Source organism: Aliidiomarina indica (assembly GCF_015354615.1).
GTDB lineage: Bacteria > Pseudomonadota > Gammaproteobacteria > Enterobacterales > Alteromonadaceae > Aliidiomarina > Aliidiomarina indica.
In genome coordinates, this window is sequence record NZ_JACAVQ010000003.1 from 94,005 (window position 1) to 110,146 (window position 16,142).

A 16,142-nucleotide genomic window follows, 5' to 3' on the forward strand; every position below is an offset into this window, starting at 1 on the left:
TCCCAACATCACACAAAAGCTTCCACCCATGCGAGGAGAGGAGGCCCACTGCGTGATTACTCAATCCTCCGCATGGATTGATCACCTGCTGACATTGTTTGCTACGCAACAGTCGACCCTTATGTTAGCCAGTGCCGAAGACATTCAGCGTCTCGAACGACGTATTCCAGACATTGATAAAAATAGCGCCCTTACCTTAGCGGAATGGAAGCACTTTAGAAGCTTTAAAGCGACCCGTATTCTCGATGCGATAGATCGCACGGTGCAGCATGAAAAGGTCGTGGTGTTGCATCTGAACTTTCAAAGCCCTGGATTAATTGAGCATAACTTACTCACTGACAACTTTTTTGCCCGGTTGCAGCATTGGGCCGTCCGCAATCAAAAGCTATTGGTGGTGCTTGGACTTGGTGAAATCGATGGCCGGGAGTTAACAGCATTTTTGGAAACTTCAGCGCGCCGTTTCACAAGCATGCACTTCGTGTTTCAAGGGCAACCCGACTGGCGTTGGAGCGTTCAATTCTGGTTTAATGGGTATTCCTTACACCGTTGGAACTGGGATATCCGCGAGGTTCTGTTAGATAATGGCAACTACAGATTCGAGCTTGCGACCCACAAAACTGAACGCTCTCCTGGCGAACTATTGGGTGACAAAGCGCCGCGCTTTTTCTGCGATAACGCCATCGAGGACGGCGAGTTTCTCCCTTCTGAGTGGCAACGTTTATCCGCTACCAGCGATTTTCGTGAAGCCACTCGCGACGGCGCCGACGCCGTTTTCGTCATCGGTTTAAGTAATCGTCAAGAGTTATCAGATATTGCCCGTCGTACCTTTGAACTTCGTCAGTTTGCGGGCCCCTATTTGCGTATTTTAATTCGAGCGCGTGATGAGTCACTGAGATTACAAGACGAGCGTTTTCTCATTTCCGCAGGCGCGACTTTGGTTCTGCCTTCTGAGTTATCGACCCGAAGTGTGGTGAGTTTCGCCGAGACAACCATCGGCTTTGAGTACACGCAAAGTCTTCCGGAAACCTTTGAAGATTTAAAAACGTCGCAGTTAATCGATGATGCGCGCGGATATATGCCGCCCCTCACCTTTGCGAGCAAAGCACGAAACCTACAAAAAAAGGCCGAGCGCCAGGCCTTGGATACCATATTGATCACTGCCGATGTTGCTACTGGCTTAACGCCGTTAACCCTGGTGCGTCGATTTGGCAGTCGTCGTCCCGGTGACATCATTACTGTGTCTCATGGTAAAGTTTTCTTGTTTTTATACGGCTGCCGCGAAACCGATGTGGGCAACGTTTTATTCATGAGTTTTGGCATTCCGGCGGCCAGTTTATTTAAACAAGAGAAACGTTTAGCGCGACACGGTCAGATATTAGACGCTTGCGATGCCCTCGAAGCTGATGAGAAACTGCATCCTTCAAAGGATCTTAGTTTATTGATTCAACAGCAACAGACCGCGAGCAAACGCACCGAAGATCACGAACAAACACCGTCACGGGTTCGTAAAGCGTCGTATTTATAAGGATAGGTATGCCTGAATCACTGCTAATTTATATAGTTTCCGGAGCGTTTATTTGTGGCATTATCGTAGGTTATGTTTTCGCGCGCTTAAGGCAGAATTCTCGAAATTCAATTTTGGGCCCGCTGCTAACAAACCACTACATCCGCGTTCGACGCACTAAAAAGAATAAAAGGCCTTAAGCTTCATGAGTGAGCAACTCTATCAGCGCCAACGTCAGCAATTATTGCATCACCCCTTATTTAATTGGCCTGGGCTAGGCGCTTGGAGTTTTTATTTTCTTATCAAAGCCGGCATGGCCCTATTTGGGTATCTCGAGCTTGAACTACTTTGGAATCTTACACTTTTCGCCTTTTTAGTTGTTCCGGTGAGATTTTTTTGGCTGCGCTTTGCCCGTCAAATTATCGCTATCGTTGCCGCGACCTCCTTACTCTATACGGAAAGCCATTTACCGCCGTTCTCGCGCTTAATTGATCAATGGGAACTCGTTTCTAGTTTCAGTTTCTGGTACAGCCTAGAGCTCATTGGACGAATAATTTCGTTGCAAATGATAGCCGCGTTATTGGTGGCATGGATTCTTTATTTGTACTTAAGCAAGTTGCTACGTATGACCACCGTTACGCTTGTGGCAATTGTGGTGGTTCCCCTGCTACCTAGCCAACAGCTTCAACCGATAGACGTTGCCTTCGGCACTGAGCGAGGTCCTACGCAACAGGCTGCTGGCACAGTGCGCGCCCCGGTAAACAATCCCGACGCGCTGCTGTCGGAATTTTATGCACGCCAACAAGAAATCCAGTTGAGGCCGCCAGCAACGGTTAGTCCCGACTTTGATATCCTTATGGTGAACGTATGTTCGCTGTCGTGGCAAGATCTAGAACAATTTGATTTGCTTGACCATCCGTTCTTGGTGCGCTCGGATCTTACACTCACTAACTTTTTTACCGGCAGTTCCTACTCTGGCCCGGCGACATTGCGGCTATTACAGTCGAGTTGCGGCCATGTTCCCCACAGTCGGTTGTTTGAGCCACTGCCGGCGTGCACATTAAACCAACAATTACAGCAGCTTGGATTTCGCTCGGAAATTCGGATGAACCATACCGGTGCCTTCGATAACTTCCTGACACAAGTGCAGCAACTTGGTGGCTTAGAGAACGCACCGTTTGTGGAGCCTTCCCAGTTCCCCACGGCAATGATGGGATTTGATCAATCACCTATTTATTCTGACCGGGCGATTTTAACGGACTGGCTCGAGCAATCGAATGACGCGCCTAACTTTACCTTCTATAACACCACAAGCTTGCATGATGGCAACCGCTTACCCGGTTTTCGAGGCAATAGTATTGCCAGTTACCGCACCCGGCTGCAAACACTGTTGGACGATCTAAACCAGTTGTATGATGACATTATTGCATCGGAACGAGCGGTATTGGTTGTCATCGTTCCTGAACACGGAGCGGGTTTGCGCGGTGATCAGTTGCAGTTACCTGGGATGCGGGAAATCCCGACACCGGCATTAACCCATGTGCCAGTAATGATGCGACTATTTGGTCCGGGCGTAAATGACGCCGCCCGCTCACCGATACAAGTGGCTCGTAGTACCGGCCCCACGGCGATTACCAGCGCTATTTATCAAACCATGGAACAACGCCCATTCTCTGGGGGAAGTTACGATCCGAGCCGCATCGCTCAAGCGATGCCGGAGCAACGCCCCGTGCTTGAAAATGACCGTGTCATTATGATGGAAATAGACGGTCAATTCTTTTTGCAAATCAATCATGGTGACTGGCGACCGTATATGCGCTAGGCTTTCAAACAGCTGTTTAATTCATATTGAACTTTGCATTATTCTCGTGTGATAGTGCCAATTGAAAGCACCCAAATAAAGAGTACGCCATGACCTCATCTTCTCCTCAACGCATTTTTATTACCGGCGGCGCAAGTGGCTTTGGCTTTGCACTCGCAAAACATTACGCCAAGCGAGGATGGCGTGTTTCCATTGGCGATATCGCCGATGACCTAGGCGCACAAGCCGAATCTGAGTTAAATGAACTCAACCCATCCGCTGAGTGCCGCTATTTACACTGCAATGTCACTCAAGAAAGCGACCTCGCCAAGGCAATCGCGGTGCTTAAACGGGATTGGGACGGCCTTGATGTCATCGTCAACAATGCCGGAGTAGCTCAAGTAGGTGCTATTGATACGGTGGATATGAGCGATTGGCAGTGGATTACCGACATTAACTTGTTCGGTGTCGTGCGTGGTTGCAAGCATGCTGTGCCCTTATTTAAACATCAGGGTTCCGGTTACATTGTCAATGTGGCGTCCATGGCTGGCTTGCTCGATGTCCCCAACATGTCGGCATATAACGCCACTAAAGCGGCCGTGGTGTCTATCTCAGAAACGCTCCAACATGAACTTGCACCCGACAATATTGGCGTGTCTGTTCTTTGTCCCTCTTTTTTCCGTACCAATCTTGGGAATAGCATGCGCAGTACCGTGCCAGGCATGGATAGAACGCTTGATAAGCTCATGAGTAAGAGTGCTCTAAGCGCCGATGATATTGCTCAGATAGTGGCGACTGCTATCGAAAAACGCCAATTCTATATTGTGCCTCACGCCAATGCGCGCCGTATTTGGCGTCTGAAAACCTGGTTACCACGACGCTGGTATGCTCGCATGATGCAAAAGCAAACCGCTAAATTAAGAGGCAAATAAACATGACTTCTCTTGCTACACAGCTACAGTCTTTTCAACATGCATTCTCAGCATCTCCGGTACCTAATGCAGCAACCCGTATTAAGCACCTGGAGCAGCTAGAACAGGCTTTGTTGCAGCAGCAAGACGCCTTTATTCGTGCAATTACACAGGATTTCGGGAAACGCAGTGCGGATGAAACCAAGCTCGCGGAGTTGTTGCCCTCGCTTGAAGGCATCAAGTATGCCAAGAAGCGAATAAAACGCTGGATGCGTCCTTCACGCCGGGCCGTCGGTTTAGCATTTCAACCGGCCAAAGCACGGGTTGAGTACCAACCCCTCGGGGTGGTTGGTATTATTGTCCCGTGGAACTATCCACTGTACCTTGCTATTGGCCCACTTGTTGCTGCGCTAGCGGCAGGTAATCGCGTCATGATCAAAATGAGCGAATACACACCGGCAACAGCCAGCGCACTACAGCAACTCATTGCTGATGTATTCGCAAGCGACCATGTCGCCGTAATAACTGGCGGACCAGACGTGGGCAAAGCCTTCGCCGAACTCCCTTTTGATCACTTGCTATTCACCGGTGGCACCGAAATTGGTCGACATGTCATGGCGGCTGCAGCGAAAAACTTAACCCCAGTAACCTTAGAGTTGGGCGGTAAATCACCGGCGATTATTGGCACATTAAAGGGTGCCGCCGAGCGCGCAGAAGCGGCAGAGCGCATTGCTTTTGGTAAAGCCCTCAATGCAGGCCAAACCTGTGTGGCCCCCGATTATGTGTTATGCCCCGCAGATGAACTCGAATCCTATGCTGCATTAATTAAGACCGCTTGGGAGCGCATGTACCCTTCTTTTCGAGATAACCCCGACTACACGCAAATTATTAATGATCGGCAGCACCAGCGCTTAACTGAAGTAATCGACGAGGCGCGCGCGAGTGACGCGCAACTGATTCAATGCAACCCAGCGGGGGAGGATTTCGACGACTCACGCGTAATCCCACCCACGATTGTGATGGGCGGAAGCCCGAATTTACGGATCTATCACGAAGAGATTTTCGGCCCAGTGCTACCTATCCTGCCCTATCAAAATATTGAGGATGCAGTGCGTCAGGTGAACGCGGGCAGCCGTCCATTGGCCTTATATTATTTCGGCTACAACAAAAAAGAGCAGCGCTATGTTTTAGATCATTCCCGCTCCGGTGGTGTATGTTTGAATGATACGGTATTTCATGTTGCTCAAGACGATTTGCCGTTTGGTGGCGTTGGCCAATCAGGCATGGGCCATTACCATGGGCACGAGGGATTTCTCACCTTTAGTAAAGCGCGTAGCATTTTAAGTAAGGGCAAGTTAAACAGTGCAAAACTGATTTATCCTCCTTATGGGGGCAGGCTACTCCGTCTTATCTACCGGTTATTTATCCGATAAAGGGTGCACGATGAATCGTCGGTCATTTTTAAAGCTCTCATTTGGCGCTGCCCTATTGTTGGCTACCATTGGCGGCAGTGCGCGCTTTTTGCATCGGGCCCGGCGACATCCTGCAGAAGGCTACGATGTACTCCGTGACCAGGATGTCATCTTCTTTAGTGCACTATTTCCCGCGGTGATCGGTCCCCACCCTCAGTTTCAGCTTAGTCTCGCGTTACGGAGCTTAGATCGGATGCTCCTCGCGAGTAGCCCCGCCATGCGTAAAGAAGTCTTTAACCTTGCCGATCTCGCTACTTTTGCTATCACTCGCGGACCAGTAACCGGTGTATGGCGCGGATGGCAACACCTACAAGATGACCAAATCAGGGCTTTCTTAAAGCGGTGGCAACACAGCCGCGTTGGGCTGTATCGACAAGGTTATCAGGGCATTTGCCAGCTCTGTCAAATGGCTTGGTACGGGGTACCTCAAGCATGGCATAACATCGGTTATCCGGGACCTCCGGAATTTTTAACGAGGTTACGGGAATCATGAATAACGATCTTTATGCTGCAGGGATTGCCCGCGGCTGGAACCTTGTGGATGCACGCGAAACGCTGGCGACCACCTATAATCCCGATGTCATTATTATCGGCTCAGGAGCGGGGGGTGCCACCGCAGCGGCAGCGCTCGCAAAGGCGGGCTTTCGGGTGCTTATTTTAGAAGAAGGTTCGCTAAAAACCGCCAATGACTTTCACAATGATGAACTCAAAGCGTACGCTGAGCTATATCAAGAAGGGGCGCTTCGCACCAGTAAAGACGGCGGCATTAGCATATTACAAGGTCGCACCGTGGGAGGAACTACAACGGTGAATTGGACCAGTAGTTTTCGAACGCCCAACTCAACCCTCGCCTATTGGCGCGAGCAATTTGGTATCGCCACAGCGCAATCTGAGCATTTAAAGCCCTATTTTGAACGCGTTGAGCAACGCCTGAACATTGAACGCTGGGCCGCCTCACCCAATGCTAACAACGCGGTAATCCAGCGAGGATGCGAGCAATTAGGATGGCATTGGGACGTGATTCCCCGCAATGTGCAAGGATGCTGGAATTTAGGCTACTGTGGCACTGGCTGTCCCACGAATGCCAAGCAATCTATGCTAGTGACACACATCCCAGAAGCCCTCGAGCACGGTGCTCAATTGATCCACAGCGTACGTGTACAACAACTAACCTGGGCAAACGATCAAGTAACCGGGGTAATATGCCAAGCGATGGATGCGCACCTGCATCACACCCGAGGCGAGCTAATGCACCTACAAGCCCCTTTAGTTATTCTTGCCGGAGGTGCCATTAATAGCCCTGGTTTACTGCTTCGCTCACAAACACCTGATCCCCATCGCACTACGGGCAAACGCACATTTTTGCATCCCGTCTGTATGAATATGGCGGTTTTTGATGAAACGATCGACGGCTTCTACGGCGCCCCGCAATCCATCTATTCGGACGCGTTTAATGATATTCCAAGCACCGCAGAGATGGGGTTTAAAATAGAAGTGGCGCCGATGCAGCCGAGCATTGTCTCCGCATTGATGGGCGAGTTTGGCGATCAACATTATCAACGCATGCAGCAGTTGGCCCAATCCAACCTGATGCTGGCACTTATGCGTGACGGCTTTCATGGAGACGATCACGGGGGCCGTGTTGAGCTTCGCGCAAATGGTGATGCGGTGGTCGACTATCCTCTCGGTGAAGCACTTTGGAACACCTGCAAAAAAGCGTTTATGGCCATGGCGAGAATTCAATTCGCTGCCGGAGCACGGAGCGTAATGCCGGTGCATGCGCTTGGCAAAGCTTGCACATCCATAGCGGCCTATCAAGCTCATCTTGAAACCTTGCCCATGCGTATTTTCGACGTGCGCTTATCAAGTGCACATGTGATGGGCGGGTGCGGCATGAGCGAAACGCCTGAGCAGGGGGTCGTGAATCTATCCGGACAGCATCATCAACTCCGCAATTTATACGTGTTTGACGGCTCCATCTTTCCTTCTAGCATTGGTGCCAACCCACAGCTAAGCATCTATGCATGGACGCTGAAGTTAACTGAGGAGCTTATTGCGCGCTTAGGCTCTCATGACCCTCGCGCGCAATAAAACGTGCAGGGGTTATTAGAACGGCTTCGCCATAGCGAGATGGAAAATTGCCAGAAGCTGCACAATCGCCAGAACCGCGGCGATAATCCGAGTGCGGGTTGCAAACTTAGGCTTTATCGCAAATACACCCGCCACAATGTACCCAACTAATAAAACGATTTTTAATAAAAGCCAATGTTCCTCAAGCACATTCAATCGAAGAATAGCGAGCAAAGAAATCGCCATTACCAACAAAATTGTATCGTTCACATGCGGAATCCAACGCAGCGGTGTATTTCTCCATCCCGGCTTACCTGCCACATCTAGCCCTAAACGCACCACTAAGAACAAACCGGTCAGGTACGCGGTTAACATGTGGATCATTTTGATGGTCATATAGTGTTCCATAATCTCTCTCTTTATCGTTTTTCTGTATCAAGGATTGGCAACGCCTATACTAGGGCGTCTTTTCGTCGCTAAAATTGTGACAGATCAAGGTTTCTTCGCCCAACTATCCGTATCCTAACAACTCATACTTGGAAATCATTGGTGTTGTTATGTTGAAGTCTCCACTACCCGCTTTACACGCGAGCGATGCAACGATTGCTGTTCCCTCGTGGGATCAAGCACTTATTCAACGATACAACATCCATGGTCCACGCTACACATCGTATCCGACCGCGTTGGCATTGTCCCCTGATTTCTTGCCGACCGAAGCAACATCGGCACTCGCTGAAAGCGCCGAGCCATTAAGTCTGTATATTCATATCCCGTTTTGTCACTCCCTTTGCTACTACTGTGGGTGTAACAAAGTGATCACGCGTCACCAGCATAAGGCCGATACCTATCTTGACGCATTAATCGCCGAAATGAAGCTTTACAGCAAGTTAGTGGCGCATCGTAAAATTCAGGCACTACATTTGGGGGGCGGCACGCCGACATTTCTATCAGAAGCTCAGTTTACGCGGCTATTTGATGCATTAAGTGCGTACTTTGATTTTAAACCCGTTCAGTGTAGCGAAGTGAGTATCGAAATCGATCCGCGCGAGTGCTCACTGGCGAAGCTAAAACATATCCGCGAACTTGGCTTTAATCGAGTGAGCTACGGTGTGCAGGATTTTGATTCGGATGTGCAAATTGCAATAAACCGGGTGCAAGACGAAACCTTGGTTCGTAATTTGGTGAATGCATCACGAGAACTCGGCTTTGACTCCATTAATTTAGATCTTGTGTACGGCTTGCCCCATCAAAGTCATGCGTCATTTCAAGACACATTAGATCGGGTGCTAACCCTCAACCCTGATCGTATTTCCCTATTCAGTTACGCCCATTTGCCATCGCGCTTTCCGGCGCAGCGTAAAATCAAAGATAGTACGTTGCCGAACGCACAAGACAAGCTCACGCTGTTGCGAGCAGGAATTGAAACCTTTACGCAGGCGGGCTACCAATTTATCGGCATGGATCACTTTGCCCGGCCCGACGACGAGCTCGCGATTGCCCAACGCGAGGGTCGGTTGCAACGAAACTTCCAAGGTTACACCACACATGGTTCCGATTGTTTACTTGGGTTAGGCGTATCATCCATTAGCCAAGTGAACGGTGTGATTTGGCAACATGAAAAAGACGTGGGCGCTTATCAGAAGATGATTAGCAGTCAGCAGTTGGCCATCACCAAGGGCATTTCCCTCAGCGAGGATGATCAAATACGGGCGGCTTTAATCGCTCAATTAATTTGTCATTTCAGTTTGGATATTCCAAGCTTCGAGCAGCGTTGGCAGATCGATTTTCATGGGTATTTCAGCGACGCCATCGACGCCTTGCAGCGTTTTATCGACGACAAATTGGTCACTGTCGATGCGACCTCAATTCACGTCACTGCCGCTGGCCGTTTATGGGTGAGAAGTATCTGTAGTTGCTTTGACGCCTACCTCAGCCAAGGACAAACCCGTTACTCTAAAGTGGTTTAACACAGGCCCTGTAACCAACGCAATGCGTTGGTTACAGGGCTTATCGTGGTCCTGACCAACGCGATGCGTTGGCTACCGGGCTTATCTAATAGCAGCTGAAATTTCCAAATGCGCGGCGTTGTCCATCAATTTCGAGTACTCGCATACAGGGCATTCGCATTTGAATAGTACCATTTCGAATGTGTTCCTTGACGTTCTCTGATCCAGAGAACCACAAACTTTGCACATGCTGCCATTCATTCTGTTCCTGACCTAAGAGGCCATATACGGAACACGAAGCGCCCTCTATCCCGCGATCTAATCGGCAGAGTAAAAAACCGGAGTTTGCAATAAGCTCACCGGTTTCTGTTTGCAGCAGCGCTATTCCGTTGCCGATACATTCAATATCAGCATCAAAACACCGTTCATTCATGGCGTCATCACTTACCACCCGCAGTAGATCAGGATCTAATTCCACTCCCGGCGCTGGTCCATGAATCTGTAGCGCAAGTGCTTGTCGTCCACGCTCACCATAGATATTTCCAGGTGTGTGTCGTTCATACCGCCGCGTGCGCGCCAGCAGTTGCTCGATTCGCTCATGAAATGGCGCGTACGTTTCGTCATCACGCCAGCGTTCTAATACGCGAATACCATGTACTCCGGCACTGAATCTGAACCATTCAAGCCTTTCTTCAAGTCTGAATTCAAGCTCAATCCTAGCATCGGTCTCTGCGTCTTCGGCTAACGTATGGGCCACATCCGCTTCAAATCGCTCTGCTTGGCTGTTAGCTGCCATTCGATAGGGATTAAGAACGGGGGTAAAGCTTAACGCAGCGATCAGCATTCCGAGCAACGCCATACCCATGTTTATGCGCGGTATCCAAGTCCAACCGTTGCTATTTCGCAACCAACAACTCGCACTGTAACCGATGCTGTATAGCGCAAGTAATAGTACGGCGATAAGTGCCCAATAACGTTCCGCAGTCCAGCCGTAGTCGCCGATACGTACCCACACAGCCGCCAACGCCAGAACGCCCAATACCGGACTTAACGCCAACGCGGCACGCACCAACCAATTCACCGCACGGGGATAAGGCAATGGCTCATCGCCTAGTTGAAACACCGCATTAAATAAAACAATGAGAAAAACAATCAGCACACTCAGGGTAACGGCCATACTCACCCGAGCGCCGCTATCACCATCGCCATACCAAAGAGCAGAAAACCCGACGAAAGGAAGCGTGGCTAAGAAGATCAGTAAAACAAATGCAGCAACCGGTAATAATCCGGTGCATAACGCAAAAATAAGTTTCCGTGACGTTTGAATGGTCCGCTCTTGGGTTCTTCCAATAAGGATACCCATGCCAAACAGAAACCCTGTGATGGCCGCCATAAAGGCTTCGGCAGTGAAGAGGTCATAGAAGAATGAAATATTGATCAATTCAAACAAGACTGCCCAAAGCATGAGCAAGCCCCAACTGATCAGGATGAAGAAAAATGCCAACGCCAAAGTGAGAGCGTTTTGCCAAGCATGCTTAAATAAAGACGGATAGTCGAGACGAAAGCTGCGCCATTGCAATCGCGATTGCAAAAAGGGCAGACTGGTAAAGGCGGTTAAAAACATCACAAACGCAAATGCGGAGAGCACATGATCAGCCGGCAGAAAGTATTCCGTGGTGACTAACCGTGCAGCAAACCAAGCAAGGGGCACAAAAACTATGCTCAATAAGCCCATGTGTTGCCAAAACAAGCGATCTGACAATGCCCGTAACGACAGCATAAATGCAGTTGGCACGATGAGTACCAACGTAAAGAGCGTCACCTGACTTACCAGTAAAGAAAGCCAGCCATGTTCGACGCCTTTCAAAAGCAAATAAAGCACAATTGCTTGCACCACCCCCACCGTGACTAAGGTGAATCTCTCAGGGCGAGCTAACACAGTTGTCTCAGATTGATTGGTGTTAACGTAATTCGATTCCATCCTGCGCGTTCCTTTAATGATTGTTATTTCATCATTTTGCACAGTTTCTATTCATATTGCTATCGTCAAGTAATCAGCCCTTCATTAAGGTGCCACCACATATTCGCCGGCCTGAAGACCCGCAACAACTTCAACCCAAAGCGCGCCTTCTTGCGAAAAGGCATCCCCTAAACGAACGATTCTACGTTCGATGCCCTGCTCACCATTGATCCAAACAAAATGAATCTGACCTTGTTGCTCAACCCAATGCTGGGGCACTAATAATCCTTGGCGTTCGCCTACAGGCACCGTTACTTGACCATACATGCCCGGGTACAAATTACCTTGTGCATCGAGCACTAAACGCACGGTAAAACTGCGTGTGGCTGCATCGGCTGCGGGCTCAATCTCAACCACCTGACCACGCACGTCTTGCTGCAGCGCATCTAAGCGCACCATAAGTTCATCACCGATGGACAATCGCGCCAAGGCAGACTCACTAATAGATGCTTCTAACCGAAGGGTGGTGGGATCGTACAAGCTTAGCAATTGCATGCCCGGTGTGGCTGTATCGCCGGTAAACACCACGCGACGACTGATCACTCCGGAAAATGGCGCGACAATCACACTGAAGCCTTCACTGGTGCGTGCTTCGGACAGCGCCTCACGGGCTCTGTTGAATTCAGCTTCGACGCTATCACGCTGAGCGCGGGCTTCATCTAAACGAGCTTCTGGCAACAATCCCTGATTCACTAACTGTTCGCTGCGCTGAAAGTTAAGACGGGCTTCATTCACCCGGGCTTGCGCCGCGGCCAAGCTCTGTTCCTGTTGTCGAACGCGTGAACTTAAGTCATCGCTTTCTAGCCGCAACAAGACATCCCCTGCTTCAACCACATCACCTGCATCTACCAATACATCGGCAACTCGTGCGGTAATGCGCGCAGATAAATTAGCCTGTTGCCGCGCCTGCATACTCCCGCTAAAAGAACGAGATTGAGGAATGGTTGTCCACGTCATCTGAGCGCCAACCTCGGCGGCAACGCTTGGCTCTATTTTCGTTTGCGACGGCAGCTTGGCGGTAAAACCGCCCGCTAACCAAATAAACACCACCATTAAGCCAACAGCGGCGACACTGAAACTTATGATTGATTTGCGATTCATCGACTTACTCCTCTGCGGAATGCGGTAGGCCGTGGCCCGCGACATTTTTGTACATCATGTGATACACCACAGGTACCACGAGCAATGTGAATAAAGTTGAGGCTGTAATGCCGAAGATAATGGCCCACGCTAACCCGTTGAAAATTGGATCTAAGGTAATCACGATATTTGCCAGCATGGTGGTTCCTGCAGTGAGCAATATCGGTCGCGTCCGAGCCGCTCCGGCGTCGTAAAGTGCTTCTTTCAAGGAGCACTGCGTGCGTAATCGTTGGTGAATGAACTCAATGAGAATGAGCGCATTTCGCACCACAATGCCGGCGAGCGCGATCATCCCAATCATAGCGGTAGCCGTGAATAGTGTCGGATTTGGGTAACCGGCAATATCATTTGCAAAGCGATTTAGAAACCAAAAGCCCGGCATGATGCCAATGATGGTTAAAGGGATAGACAACATCATTATGCCAGACACCGCTTTCAGGCCGGTTTGCAAGACCATCACGATATACACTCCCAAGAGTGCAACGCCATAAGCAATTCCCAGATCTCGGAATACGTCTAAGGTGATTTTCCATTCCCCTTCACCACTCCAGACCACCTCAATATTCTCTGGGACGGACCACGCTAACCCCGCGCCATTATTGAAGTAATGGCGTCGCCATTGGGGTACATACTGATCGGTGCTCCGATCCTGATCGACCATAACATCAGCGACCACATCGGCAGGAACGCGTCCTACGGCTTCGCCGTAAACATAGGTCACGGGCCGAAGATTCTTATGAAAAATGGGCCGATCAACGGTGGATTCGACAAATCGCCCCAGCTCTGCCAATTGCACCAATGGCGCGGGCGCATCCACTAGCCCAGCAACCTGAAGTTCGCGGGCTACACCAGACTGTCCACGTACATAAAGAGAAAGTAAATGGTCAGGATTATCGCGACCTCCACGCGGTAGACGCACCTCAATTGGCAGCGGATTTACTTCCGTAGGTAACTGCAAAAAATCCACGGTAAGGCCTGACATTGCGGTCGCCACGGTGCGCTGAATGTCTTCCGTGGATATGCCTGATAAGGCAGCTTTTTCGCGATCTACCTCAAACCGCCAAACCCGTTGGCTTGCCGGTACCGACGTGTCAACTTCGCGGGTGGAGTCCTCTCGCGCCAAGCGTTCAGCAACCACATGCGCGGCATCTTCAAGTGCCTGATAGGGCGTCCCCGGCTGGCCATAAATTTCAGCAACCACAGTGGCGAGCACCGGCGGGCCAGGAGGCATTTGCACAATACTTAAGTGGGCTCCGGCTGAGGCTGCAATTGCCGTTAGCGCATCGCGCTCGCGCGTAACGATTTCGTTCGATTGCATCGAACGACGATGCTTATCAGCGAGCACCACGCGCACTTCGCCATGCCACGGCTCACCGCGACGGAAATAGTGGCGCACCATGCCATTAAAATCCATCGGCGAGGCTAAACCAGCGAAAGTTGCCACCGCTTCAACTTCGGGAACTTGCTGCAAGTAAGTGGCAAGGCGTTGTACAACAAGCTGCGTTTCTTCAACGGCGCGTCCCTCCGGCATATCAATCACCAGTTGGAATTCGTTTTTGTTGTCATGGGGCAACAATTTGAGTGGTACCAGCCGCAATGCTGGTAGCGTCGCGGCAATAACAAATAGGCCAACCACACTCCAAATAAAAAACTTACCCCGTCGCTCCGACTCAAGAAGCGGTTCAAGCAACTTGCGGTAACCTTTGTATAGCAATGTTTGGGTGGGATCGTAGATACCGTTACTGCGGGCTGCTCCCATGATCTTCCATGCAAGCCAAGGCGTGATTAAAAATGCCGTCACCGTTGAGAAAAGCACGCTTACCGGCACATTAAATGCCATCGGTGCCATATACGGACCCATCATGCCGGTGATGAAAAACATGGGCGTAAATACAATCACGATGGCTAATGTAGACATCAATAATGCGCTACGAATCTCAACCATGGCGTTGATAATGTTTTGTTTCCGCGAATTGCCAATCTCTTGGATATGCCGCTCAATATTATCAATGGCAGCGATGGGATCATCGACGATAAGACCCAGCGCCAGAATAAGCGCGAATAGGGTCACTCGATTAATCGTATAGCCAAATAGCAGGTCCACACCCAATGTCATGCCATAGGCAATAGGAATTGCAATGGCCACCACTAGCGCCGCACGCCAGCTAAGAAACAAGCCAACAAATACAACGACCACCAGCACTGCCACAGCAAGACTGGTCACCAATTCCATTACCTTTTCATCTGCGGTATCGCCGTAATTACGGATGAGAGCAATCTCAACACCTGCAGGCAAATGATGTTCTCGCAGGGAATCAAACACGTCGAGGGTATCCGCGGCAACACGAACCGCGTTAGCCCCCCGCTGCTTGCCCACAGCAAGATATACGGACGGTAATCCCTGTTCGACTCCCTGTGGGTAATAGAAAGTGTAGTCTTGTGCCTGATTGGCGGTATCGCTTACGGTGGCAACATCGCGCAAATAGACGGGCTTTCCATTCACCACATTGATAACGACATTGCTTAATTCACCTGCACTCTGGAAAAATGAGCCCACCTCCACCTGAATCACTTCTCCGGCCTGATGCAGTTGTCCGGTTTTTTGCTGGCGATTACTCAGCACAATGGCGCGCTGAATATCATCTATCGTGGTTTGGTGTGCAGCCAAGTTCACGCTGTTTAGTGCAATCTCAATGATCCGGGATTGGCCACCATACACAGCAACCCGATTAGTTTGTGGGACAGCCTTTAACTGCTGCGTTGCCTGTTCGGCTAAACGGCGCAACTCAAAAGCGCCCACCTGTTCTGGGCGAGTACTGTACAGCGCGGCCACAACAATGGGCACATCGTCAATTTCAATCGGCTTCACCGCCCACTGTGTTACCGCCGTTGGAATTTCATCCTCATGGGAATAGAGCTTGTTGTAGAGCTTTACTAGCGAATCCTCGCGATCTTCCCCCACATAGAAACGCACCGTCACAAGGGCTTGGTCACGATTCGACTGAGAATACACATATTCTACGCCGTCGATTTGACTCACCACGCGCTCAAGGGGTTCGGTCACTTGGGTCGCGATTTGCTGCGCCGAAAGACCCGGAGCCTGCACAATAATATCAGCCATGGGTACCACGATCTGCGGGTCTTCTTCCCGAGGCGTCAACCACAGTGCTACCGCGCCCAATAGAATCGCAAAACCAATGAAAATTGGCGGAAACGCGCTATCGAGAAACCACCGAATGATCGAACCCTTCATGCATCTCTCCCGTGACTACGTAAGG

11 protein-coding genes are annotated in these 16,142 nt (G+C 50.2%); 7 read left to right on the plus strand and 4 right to left on the minus strand.

Annotation, left to right across the window (positions count from 1 at the left end):
- Positions 1 to 52 precede the first annotated feature (52 nt).
- The 6 genes from HXZ99_RS06200 (at position 53) to HXZ99_RS06225 (ending at position 7,779) form a co-directional block, all read left to right on the plus strand.
- A complete protein-coding gene (locus HXZ99_RS06200; RefSeq protein ID WP_194756414.1) occupies positions 53 to 1,525 on the plus strand; it encodes a BcsE family c-di-GMP-binding protein in 1,473 nt (490 codons plus the stop codon).
- A 184-nt stretch (positions 1,526 to 1,709) separates the two neighbouring features.
- Positions 1,710 to 3,326 carry a cellulose biosynthesis protein BcsG gene (bcsG, locus tag HXZ99_RS06205; protein WP_194756415.1) on the plus strand — a complete coding sequence of 539 codons (1,617 nt, stop codon included), beginning with the start codon at positions 1,710 to 1,712 and terminating at the stop codon, positions 3,324 to 3,326.
- 89 nt (positions 3,327 to 3,415) lie between these two features.
- Positions 3,416 to 4,237 (plus strand): SDR family oxidoreductase, encoded by an 822-nt coding sequence (locus tag HXZ99_RS06210; protein WP_194756416.1) that lies wholly within the window; start codon positions 3,416 to 3,418, stop codon positions 4,235 to 4,237.
- A gap of 2 nt (positions 4,238 to 4,239) precedes the next feature.
- Entirely contained in the window at positions 4,240 to 5,649 is a 1,410-nt protein-coding gene (locus HXZ99_RS06215; protein ID WP_194756417.1) for a coniferyl aldehyde dehydrogenase, read from the plus strand.
- Positions 5,650 to 5,659: 10 nt separating this feature from the next.
- Positions 5,660 to 6,181, plus strand: coding sequence for a twin-arginine translocation pathway signal protein (locus tag HXZ99_RS06220; RefSeq protein ID WP_194756418.1), 522 nt, complete (start codon positions 5,660 to 5,662; stop codon positions 6,179 to 6,181).
- The gene (locus HXZ99_RS06225; RefSeq protein WP_228517729.1) at positions 6,178 to 7,779 is read left to right on the plus strand and encodes an FAD-dependent oxidoreductase; all 1,602 of its coding nucleotides are present in this window, start codon (positions 6,178 to 6,180) and stop codon (positions 7,777 to 7,779) included. Before HXZ99_RS06220 ends, HXZ99_RS06225 begins: the two co-directional genes overlap by 4 nt.
- Positions 7,780 to 7,794: 15 nt before the next feature.
- Here the strand turns inward: HXZ99_RS06225 and HXZ99_RS06230 are convergent, their stop codons facing one another.
- Positions 7,795 to 8,154: a SirB2 family protein gene (locus HXZ99_RS06230; protein ID WP_231699847.1), complete on the minus strand. Its 360-nt coding sequence runs from the start codon at positions 8,152 to 8,154 to the stop codon at positions 7,795 to 7,797.
- A 161-nt stretch (positions 8,155 to 8,315) separates the two neighbouring features.
- Between HXZ99_RS06230 and hemN the strand changes: the two genes are divergently transcribed.
- Positions 8,316 to 9,725, plus strand: coding sequence for an oxygen-independent coproporphyrinogen III oxidase (gene hemN, locus HXZ99_RS06235; protein ID WP_194756420.1), 1,410 nt, complete (start codon positions 8,316 to 8,318; stop codon positions 9,723 to 9,725).
- An 85-nt stretch (positions 9,726 to 9,810) separates the two neighbouring features.
- Here the strand turns inward: hemN and HXZ99_RS06240 are convergent, their stop codons facing one another.
- From HXZ99_RS06240 to HXZ99_RS06250, 3 genes are all read right to left on the minus strand, one after another.
- Positions 9,811 to 11,685, minus strand: a complete 1,875-nt coding sequence (locus HXZ99_RS06240; protein ID WP_194756421.1) for a DUF4153 domain-containing protein — start codon at positions 11,683 to 11,685, stop codon at positions 9,811 to 9,813.
- 84 nt (positions 11,686 to 11,769) lie between these two features.
- A complete protein-coding gene (locus HXZ99_RS06245) occupies positions 11,770 to 12,825 on the minus strand; it encodes an efflux RND transporter periplasmic adaptor subunit (RefSeq protein ID WP_194756422.1) in 1,056 nt (351 codons plus the stop codon).
- A 4-nt stretch (positions 12,826 to 12,829) separates the two neighbouring features.
- On the minus strand, positions 12,830 to 16,117 hold the full coding sequence (locus HXZ99_RS06250) for an efflux RND transporter permease subunit (RefSeq protein WP_194756423.1): 3,288 nt from the start codon (positions 16,115 to 16,117) through the stop codon (positions 12,830 to 12,832).
- Between the last annotated feature and the right edge of the window lie 25 nt (positions 16,118 to 16,142).

Coding starts and splice junctions, on each gene's coding strand:
- bcsG (WP_194756415.1), top strand. CDS start 1,710: ATGAGTGAGCAACTCTATCAGCGCCAACGTCAGCAATTATTGCATCAC.
- HXZ99_RS06210 (WP_194756416.1), top strand. CDS start 3,416: ATGACCTCATCTTCTCCTCAACGCATTTTTATTACCGGCGGCGCAAGT.
- HXZ99_RS06215 (WP_194756417.1), top strand. CDS start 4,240: ATGACTTCTCTTGCTACACAGCTACAGTCTTTTCAACATGCATTCTCA.
- HXZ99_RS06220 (WP_194756418.1), top strand. CDS start 5,660: ATGAATCGTCGGTCATTTTTAAAGCTCTCATTTGGCGCTGCCCTATTG.
- HXZ99_RS06225 (WP_228517729.1), top strand. CDS start 6,178: ATGAATAACGATCTTTATGCTGCAGGGATTGCCCGCGGCTGGAACCTT.
- HXZ99_RS06230 (WP_231699847.1), bottom strand. CDS start 8,154: ATGACCATCAAAATGATCCACATGTTAACCGCGTACCTGACCGGTTTG.
- hemN (WP_194756420.1), top strand. CDS start 8,316: ATGTTGAAGTCTCCACTACCCGCTTTACACGCGAGCGATGCAACGATT.
- HXZ99_RS06240 (WP_194756421.1), bottom strand. CDS start 11,685: ATGGAATCGAATTACGTTAACACCAATCAATCTGAGACAACTGTGTTA.
- HXZ99_RS06245 (WP_194756422.1), bottom strand. CDS start 12,825: ATGAATCGCAAATCAATCATAAGTTTCAGTGTCGCCGCTGTTGGCTTA.
- HXZ99_RS06250 (WP_194756423.1), bottom strand. CDS start 16,117: ATGAAGGGTTCGATCATTCGGTGGTTTCTCGATAGCGCGTTTCCGCCA.